Source organism: Haloferax sp. s1 (assembly GCF_058382125.1).
Genome location: NZ_JBZRPK010000566.1, coordinates 1 through 7642, shown reverse-complemented (window position 1 = coordinate 7642; position 7642 = coordinate 1). Strand labels below are relative to the sequence as shown.

11 protein-coding genes and 1 CRISPR repeat array are annotated in these 7642 nt (G+C 55.5%); of the genes, 9 read left to right on the top strand and 2 right to left on the bottom strand.

All coding sequences use genetic code 11. From position 1 onward, the window contains the following. The 8 genes from QT222_RS10580 to QT222_RS10545 all read left to right on the top strand — a co-directional run. A partial coding sequence (locus QT222_RS10580) for a hypothetical protein (RefSeq protein ID WP_491477151.1) occupies positions 1–188 on the top strand: 188 nt, incomplete at its 5' end. Positions 189–192: 4 nt separating this feature from the next. Beyond that, complete coding sequence (locus tag QT222_RS10575; protein ID WP_491477150.1) at positions 193–819, top strand: helix-turn-helix transcriptional regulator; 627 nt, start codon at positions 193–195, stop codon at positions 817–819. Beyond that, positions 816–998: a hypothetical protein gene (locus QT222_RS10570; RefSeq protein WP_491477149.1), complete on the top strand. Its 183-nt coding sequence runs from the start codon at positions 816–818 to the stop codon at positions 996–998. Before QT222_RS10575 ends, QT222_RS10570 begins: the two co-directional genes overlap by 4 nt. Next, complete coding sequence (locus QT222_RS10565; protein ID WP_491477148.1) at positions 995–1207, top strand: hypothetical protein; 213 nt, start codon at positions 995–997, stop codon at positions 1205–1207. The genes QT222_RS10570 and QT222_RS10565 overlap by 4 nt, the downstream gene beginning before the upstream one ends. Next, on the top strand, positions 1207–1518 hold the full coding sequence (locus QT222_RS10560) for a hypothetical protein (protein WP_491477147.1): 312 nt from the start codon (positions 1207–1209) through the stop codon (positions 1516–1518). Before QT222_RS10565 ends, QT222_RS10560 begins: the two co-directional genes overlap by 1 nt. Further along, positions 1515–1964 (top strand): hypothetical protein, encoded by a 450-nt coding sequence (locus QT222_RS10555; RefSeq protein WP_491477146.1) that lies wholly within the window; start codon positions 1515–1517, stop codon positions 1962–1964. Before QT222_RS10560 ends, QT222_RS10555 begins: the two co-directional genes overlap by 4 nt. Then, positions 1957–2271 carry a hypothetical protein gene (locus QT222_RS10550; RefSeq protein ID WP_491477145.1) on the top strand — a complete coding sequence of 105 codons (315 nt, stop codon included), beginning with the start codon at positions 1957–1959 and terminating at the stop codon, positions 2269–2271. Before QT222_RS10555 ends, QT222_RS10550 begins: the two co-directional genes overlap by 8 nt. After that, positions 2259–3302, top strand: coding sequence for a tyrosine-type recombinase/integrase (locus QT222_RS10545; RefSeq protein WP_491477144.1), 1044 nt, complete (start codon positions 2259–2261; stop codon positions 3300–3302). The genes QT222_RS10550 and QT222_RS10545 overlap by 13 nt, the downstream gene beginning before the upstream one ends. Before the next feature lie 459 nt (positions 3303–3761). Here the strand turns inward: QT222_RS10545 and QT222_RS10540 are convergent, their stop codons facing one another. Continuing rightward, the gene (locus QT222_RS10540; RefSeq protein ID WP_081603710.1) at positions 3762–4109 is read right to left on the bottom strand and encodes a DUF8070 family membrane protein; all 348 of its coding nucleotides are present in this window, start codon (positions 4107–4109) and stop codon (positions 3762–3764) included. 206 nt (positions 4110–4315) lie between these two features. Next, positions 4316–5459: direct repeats of the CRISPR family, unit length 30 nt; unit sequence GTTACAGACGAACCCTAGTTGGGTTGAAGC. Positions 5460–6444: 985 nt separating this feature from the next. Between QT222_RS10540 and QT222_RS10535 the strand changes: the two genes are divergently transcribed. After that, positions 6445–6714 (top strand): DUF7571 family protein, encoded by a 270-nt coding sequence (locus tag QT222_RS10535; RefSeq protein WP_491477143.1) that lies wholly within the window; start codon positions 6445–6447, stop codon positions 6712–6714. A 425-nt stretch (positions 6715–7139) separates the two neighbouring features. Here the strand turns inward: QT222_RS10535 and QT222_RS10530 are convergent. Beyond that, on the bottom strand, positions 7140–7642 hold a 503-nt coding region (locus tag QT222_RS10530), incomplete at its 5' end, for a DUF4097 family beta strand repeat-containing protein (RefSeq protein WP_491477142.1).

Here is a 7642-nt window from a genome sequence, read left to right as displayed (position 1 = left end):
CTGAAACCCTCTCGGGGGTGATTGATAAATCCCCCGACACGACCGCAGAACAGTCTGCAAACTGCCTCGCGTGTGGGAGTCTCATCGAAGGCTTCGCCGCGAACAGTCCCGGCCGTCACACTGTTGAGCCGTGTGGCTGTGAACTTGGATTCGTCCGCGCGAGCGATATCGCGCAACTGGAGGACTAACACTATGAGCTACGACTCTGAGAACCTCGATTGTATCGTCGCGCATCTTCGCGCGGAAATCACTCCCGGTGACTGGACTATCGTCACCGCGAAACGAATCGCGGGCGACATCGATTCCTCGACCCGCGAGATTGGCTACTGGCTGTCGCGTCTCAACGGCTCACGCGAGGAGTTTGAGCCCATCGACGCGCCCGGCCTCGAAATCTCGAAATGGAATACTGGCGCGTCCACGCCCGTCCGCTGGAAGATTGAGCGTGTTGCTGAGGATTCTTCTGAGCGGGCTGTCGCCGATGGCGGCGTCCGCTGGATTGACCTAAGAGAAATCCAGCAGCAACTCGTGAAGGCCATCATCGAACTCGAGAACGATGGCGACGTCCCGTATGGTCTCGCTATCAAGGAAGTCCTTAGCGAACGCTACGGGAAGGAAGTGGGTCATGGTCAACTCTACCCGAATCTCGATGACCTCGTGGAGATGGACGTCGTTGAGAAGGGCGAAATCGACCGCCGGACGAACTCCTACGCGTCGACCGGACTCGCTCGTGCGATGGTCGCTGGAGAGGCTGAACACATGGCCCACCTCGCCGGTCTTGAAGTCTCCGAGGCGGTTGCTGACGGGGGTGAAGAACAGTGAGCGACTGTGAACCACTCGCGGTCGTCAAGCATGGGACTGCCTACTACTACGAGGGCGGCGAAGACGCCGTCCGGCACGAAGGCCGCATCGAGGTTTTCAACCACTACGTCCGACTTTGTGGCGGTCCACTTACGACGTGGGTCCCCCGCGAGAACGTCCAGTTGGTGATGGAGGGATGAGTTCGGAATCAGAGATTGAGCGAGGGCCGAACGGATTCCCCTATATCGACATGGACCGTTCGAAGATCGGCGCATACGAAAACGGAGAGTACAGCATCCAGCTTTGCGAGAAAGGAGGGCGTTCAAAGACGTTCGTTCTGACTCGTGGACAGCTGAAGGCACTGGTTGAGGCAGGCAACTACGTTCTCGACGAATCGGAGGACTTGTGATGAGTTCGAGCACGGGGACTGAGACGGAACAGGACGTCGGCGTGTCTGCGGCGATGTCGAAACAGCAGTACGAGAAGCTCCGGGACAACCCGTCTGTCGTCATCCTCGACGAACACTGGATTGGATCTCATGGCGAGTTCGACGTTTTCGTGAGCTACGCGCACTCCGCCGCGAGACCAGCGTCGGACTTGTCCAAGAACCCGGTCAAGTGCCCGAACGAAGGGTGCGGCAAGACGTGGGAAGTGAGCACCCTCTATCAGACTGGCGACGTTCTTCGGTGCCCCAACTGCGACGGGGTGATGCGTCCATGACGTCCGGCCCTGACCCGCTCACACCTGAACAGCGGCAGAAGAAACGCGAGTCGCTCCTGCGACACGACTACGCAGAGCCGTGCCCGGACTGCGGGGCGGTTGTCTTCGAGTGGCAGGACGAGTGTGACGACTGCGGCTCGGCCGACGGCGTCGAGGAGATCTCCGAGCAGCAGACGCTTCTCACCGACGGCGGTACATCCGCATCCGCAATTGAGCATGCGAAGGACATCCCAAAGAAGCGTTGCGAATACCATGAGGACTATACCGGAAGACGGTGCGGTAGTCCGGCCAGTAAGTGCCATTTCATCCGCGTCAAGTCGCGTGTGAACCCGAACGGCGTGCATATCACGACCGAAGTTGAGCCGATTTTCGTCTGTGACGAACACGACCATTGTGGTGAGCCAGTGCCTCAGAGAGACGCAAAGGTGGTGACTAACCGTGTCTGACTCTGCAACGTCCGAGGCACGCACCAAGCGCCTTGGTGCGACACTTTCGGATATCGACCACGTCATGGGGGTGACCCGGTCGGTCCGTGAGTCGGAGTCGAACGCTGCGGAACGTGGTCGTCTCAAGCGCGCACTCTGGAATCTCAACGCCGCTGTCGACGACATCGAGGATTACCTTCGTGGTCGTTCCGAACGTGAGTTCGTCGCTGAGGTTTCGACGAAGATGGGTGTTGATGTCGATGACTTGGACGTTGAGTCCGAGGTCGTCGATGGTGAGGTTGTCCACCGCGCGAGGTGGTCCCTGTGAGTGGTCCGCGCGATCTCTCGCCTCGCGAGGCTCGCGAGCGGTTCCTTGCCCGTCGAAAGCGAAACTCAACGGAGAGGACGGTTCGGAGCTATTCGAACCGCCTGAATGTTTTCGTGCACTGGTGTGAGTCCGAGAACATCGAGTCGATGTCGGAACTCACGGGCTGGCACCTTGACGAGTTCCTTGCGTTCCGGTCGGCACAGGACGTCGCTCCCGCCACTATCAAGGGCTCGATGACCGCCGTTCGGCAACTCCTCAAGTACTGCGTCCGTATCGAGGTTGTCGATGAAGACCTTCTGGATAAGGTCGAAGTACCAAAACTGACCAAGGACCAGCAGACAAGCGACGATAAACTCGAAACCGACGAGGCAAAGTCTCTGCTTGAGTTTTATCGAAGCTCGACGCAGTACTACGGAACCGCGTGGCACGCTCTCCTCGAAGTAGCGTGGCATACTGGTGCTCGAATGGGTGGCCTTCGTTCGCTGGACCTCTCCGATTTTGATGCCAGTGAACAGACGTTCCAGTTCGTTCACCGCCCTGATTCTGGCACGCCACTGAAGAACAAGACCGATGGTGAGCGTATTGTCGGCGTTCCGAAGACGGTTGTCGATGTTCTCAATACGTACATCGCCCGCGAGCGGTCCGACAAACGCGATGATAGCGGGCGAGAGCCGCTGTTCGCCGCTCGTCAGGGCCGTCCGTCAGATACGACGTTTCGCTGCTGGTCGTACCTCGCGACGCAGCTGTGTCTTTACCGCGCCTGTCCTCACGGTCGTGATCGCCATTCGTGTTCGTACACGAATCGTAACAAGTCGAGTCAGTGCCCGTCGTCGCGGTCTCCGCATGCGATTCGGACGGGATCGATTACGTGGCAACTTGACCGTGGCATCCCGATTGAGCTTGTCGCGGAGCGTGTGAACGCTGCGCCTGCGACGATTCGTCGCTACTACGACAAAGCCGACGAGCTTGAGCGATTCCGTGAGCGCCGTCAAGAAATCGCGCTCGAACTCGATATCGAGGAAGGTGCGTGAGATGCTTTCAGAATCGACCGACAACAAGGCGGTCCCTTCGGTTTTCCCGTCTAGTGCACATCCCTCCGGCCCCATTTTCTCTCAAAAATCACCCACATAGCGAGCGCTCCGTCGCGCGCGGACGGCGTGATTTTGTGTGTAAGGCACCCGGAGGATTTGAACCAGGGAGCGTCGCGAGCGAAGCGAGCAGAGCGACTGAGGTTCAAATCCCACCGTCCCAATATCCCATGCAGGCTGCAGTCTGCTCTCCATTCTACAGTTCTTCATATCCGCCGCAAAGCACTCGATGTGCAGGGCTGCGAGTATTCCGAGCAACTAACTCAACGACCTACTCGCTTCTCAAACTGGGTTACCTATAGTAGCGTTTGCAAGTCAGTACACACTCGATCGACCGCTATCGTGCGATTGGCTGTGTCACCAGTTGCAAACGCTACTATAGACAGTGCCAGTCTAAGAGTGTCATTGGAGCCCAGATCTGAAAAACTGAAGAATAATCACAGACCAAAGAAACAGACCCAAGCCATAGCAGATTAAAATAATTCGAGTACTGTCCGTTCCAGATGTTGATGGTAAGTGAATATTCCCAACCACTCCTCTGCCAATGGCTTCTTTTTCCTGGACGCCTTCACTAGTCACATTCGTCCTTCCTGCTTGACCACCACCGAGAGCTACCAACACGACCCCGATAATTGCGGTCAGGACGAGATATAACCCAGAGTGTGTCGTTAGATAGATAGCACCGACAGTAATGATTCCCGCGAGAATCGTATAGATGAGGACTGTTACTGCGACTACTCGCTTGTCCATGTCATAAGTAGAACGACAGTTAGTTTAATTTTTATCATTTTGAGGAATTGGTGTATCGCGCGTCCCGGTGTTCTCGGAAGTCCGTTACGTGGGTCTTGACCTGAATTTCCGTCGACCCCCCGGGGGGTTGGGGGGTATTGGGGGTCGACGGAAACTGTTGAGTGGGAGTAGTGTGTAGGAGGCTGTATGCCCTCGAATCGGGCATGGTTACAGACGAACCCTAGTTGGGTTGAAGCATGCGTCGGTACGAGTCCATCTGCGACAAGGCGGGGGTTACAGACGAACCCTAGTTGGGTTGAAGCCCGGCGAACCAATCGTCTGTCGCGCGTGCGGCGAGTTACAGACGAACCCTAGTTGGGTTGAAGCAAGCCGATGCGTGCATGTCCAAGACGTGGATGATGTCGTTACAGACGAACCCTAGTTGGGTTGAAGCCTCAAGAACTCAATCGCACCGGGCATCACGGGCGGGTTACAGACGAACCCTAGTTGGGTTGAAGCCGTGAGTGCGCTGTTCGCCGTGATCTCTTTGATAGTTACAGACGAACCCTAGTTGGGTTGAAGCAAACGGCTATCTCAGTGGTCCAGAATTGTATTCCCGTTACAGACGAACCCTAGTTGGGTTGAAGCAAAGCATCGTTGACTATGTTGTGGGACGGAATGACCTGTTACAGACGAACCCTAGTTGGGTTGAAGCTGTAGTAGTCTATGTGCGCAAGCACAGGACCGTACCGTTACAGACGAACCCTAGTTGGGTTGAAGCCCCGCAAAGCCCGCGGTGGTGATCGGGATGCGAGACAGTTACAGACGAACCCTAGTTGGGTTGAAGCGAGCGCCGAGTCACGTTCGTTCGCGACATCCACACACGTTACAGACGAACCCTAGTTGGGTTGAAGCTTTTGTGTTGGCCGAGGTCGCCGTCAATCGGCCGTGTTACAGACGAACCCTAGTTGGGTTGAAGCTTTTGTGTTGGCCGAGGTCGCCGTCAATCGGCCGTGTTACAGACGAACCCTAGTTGGGTTGAAGCAACCTCGCTCCGAACAGCGACCACCTCGAAGTCGAGTTACAGACGAACCCTAGTTGGGTTGAAGCCGCTGGCCCGACATACCGAAACCGACCAACGAGGAGTTACAGACGAACCCTAGTTGGGTTGAAGCTCCCACTTGAGAGAGATGATACCGTGGATGTTCTCGCGTTACAGACGAACCCTAGTTGGGTTGAAGCGTCGGGCTCGTCGCCAACCGTGTCGAGACAGACGGTTACAGACGAACCCTAGTTGGGTTGAAGCGGCGTCGAGCCGAAGAACGTGACCGTCCGAATTGCGTTACAGACGAACCCTAGTTGGGTTGAAGCACGATGATCTCACCAGTCTGCAGCGTTACATTGGGTTACAAACGAACCTTTTCTCGTGAGGACTTCCGAAACTAACCTCGTCTCGGAACTAGTCGAAGGTCAAACAGTAACTACAGGGCGTGAGTGTATCAACTCGCCGCTATTCAACGACCTCGAATGGCGCGGCGAGTGCGATGCCTGCATCATGTTCGGAGAACCCCCAGTAAATGAATCGGTACGTGGCTGGTGTGTGTGCCGTACACCGTTGGAACGGACCTGAAAATTCGTTAGCGCTAAGTGTCATTTCCCATCGGAATTCTTCACCAGGCTCCAGCACTCGCTGAGACGGTGACCACTCATATTCTTCGGGCACACCGATGGTATTCCGCCACGTGCCGTCAGAGCTTAACCGCTGAATCATATATCGCGGTTTCCCAAGTGTGGTGAGTGGGTCAGTGGACTCGTTTGTGAGTGTCGCCACGAATTGCTCACCTGGCGAAATAGATTGTGGCACCGTCAACGACGCATACCGAAGGTAGTCCACTATCGACCGCTTCATGAACACTTCTCCGACGTCACGATAGCCCGAAGAGCAGACCTGCTGTTCGTTTCCTGTAACGGCGTCAAGGCACCCAGCGAGGGCAATTCCCCCGGCTGAACCACCGAGTGCGAGAAGCCGACGACGTGAGAAGGGAGGGCTCATAGCAAAATCGACTTCATCTCGAAGTGTGTATATATATATATATTGCCACTACTCTCGCATTGAACTGGCTGTTAGACTCACACACCCACCTATCAGATAGTTCAGTAGAAGTCGGCTGAAATAACAATCAGACAGGCCTCAACTGGAGGCTAACCAACTCCAAAAAAACCATTCTCGGAAGCAATCGAGTCTCGAAACTGCCCAAGTGCGTGGCATTGACTCGCAAACTGTGCGACAGCGAATTCCTCAACTCAGTGCCAATAAGTTTTTGTGATATGGTTTCATGTGTCATGGCGTATCGCTATGAAGCCATGTCACAGTTGTCAGGCGGTCATCGACGAGTACATCTTGGATAAACAACTCGAATCCCTGCGCGACCTCACAGTTGACGACTTCAACATCTGTGCGGACTGTGCAACCATCGTTCCTGATGCGTGCGTGGAGTGCGGTGGCGGAGTGTACGTCCCGCAGAATAAATCGGATACGCCCGACTATTGTCCGGCGTGTCGATCCGACCTCATCGACCGCACCGGACACGACCCCGGTTGGAATTGCGATATCGCGTCTCCCTAACCGACACTGGAGACCTCACAGTATTTTGGCTCCCGTAGACAGTTGAGAGACACCTCTACCACCCAACTGGTGCAGCATCAATGCTCCCCCGGCGAATTCGTAGCCGGTTACAGATGAGTCCCATCGGTTAGAGCTATAGTAGCGTTTGCAAGTCAGTGCACACTCGACCGACCGCTGTCGTGTGATTGGATGTGTCACCAGTTGCGAACGCTACTATAGAAGCCAGTGCTCTAGACGATTCACTGCAATATGCCTCCAATAGCCTCGTGGTTCGTGCTTTGAGGTTCCCCACTCGGCGTGGGTATCGACCTCAGCGACGCGCAACTAATATCCGGTGCGGTGGCCAGCAGAATCAAGCCGCCTTCTCGCACAGAGCAAAAATGACGGCGGAAAAATCGACGCGTGTTTTGACTATATTTGTATATTTATTGGCGTGATCGCAATACAGTCCTGATGTCGAGTGTGTCTGTTTCGATGTCGACTCTCTGGCCGTCGAATTCGAGTTCGAGGTCAGGGTTGTCACTCTCTAGGTCGAGTTCAGGGTCGGCGTACTCGACGTCGAAGTCGTCTGTCTCGATATCGACCTCACCGTCCGAGTCGATCTCGATATCGAAGTCTCTGCTGTCGATTTCGACGTGGCTCCTGAAGATTTCGATGTCGAAGCTGTCACCTTCGATCTCCACGCTGTCGCCGTGGCTCTCGATTTCGAGATCCCCGTTGTGACTTTCGACCTCCCATTCACCATCTCTGAATTCGATGTCGAAGTCATCGCTCTCGACATCGAGGTCGTCACCGTCGTCGCGAAGCTCGAAATCGAGGTCGTTGTCTCGCCCCTCGACCTCGATGTCGGAGCCGTCAATTTCGACATCGAGGTCGTCGCTGTCGATCTCAACGCGGTCGCCTTCGAACTCGTAGTCGACGTCACGGG

Coding starts and splice junctions, on each gene's coding strand:
- QT222_RS10575 (WP_491477150.1), top strand. CDS start 193: ATGAGCTACGACTCTGAGAACCTCGATTGTATCGTCGCGCATCTTCGC.
- QT222_RS10565 (WP_491477148.1), top strand. CDS start 995: ATGAGTTCGGAATCAGAGATTGAGCGAGGGCCGAACGGATTCCCCTAT.
- QT222_RS10560 (WP_491477147.1), top strand. CDS start 1,207: ATGAGTTCGAGCACGGGGACTGAGACGGAACAGGACGTCGGCGTGTCT.
- QT222_RS10555 (WP_491477146.1), top strand. CDS start 1,515: ATGACGTCCGGCCCTGACCCGCTCACACCTGAACAGCGGCAGAAGAAA.
- QT222_RS10540 (WP_081603710.1), bottom strand. CDS start 4,109: ATGGACAAGCGAGTAGTCGCAGTAACAGTCCTCATCTATACGATTCTC.
- QT222_RS10535 (WP_491477143.1), top strand. CDS start 6,445: ATGAAGCCATGTCACAGTTGTCAGGCGGTCATCGACGAGTACATCTTG.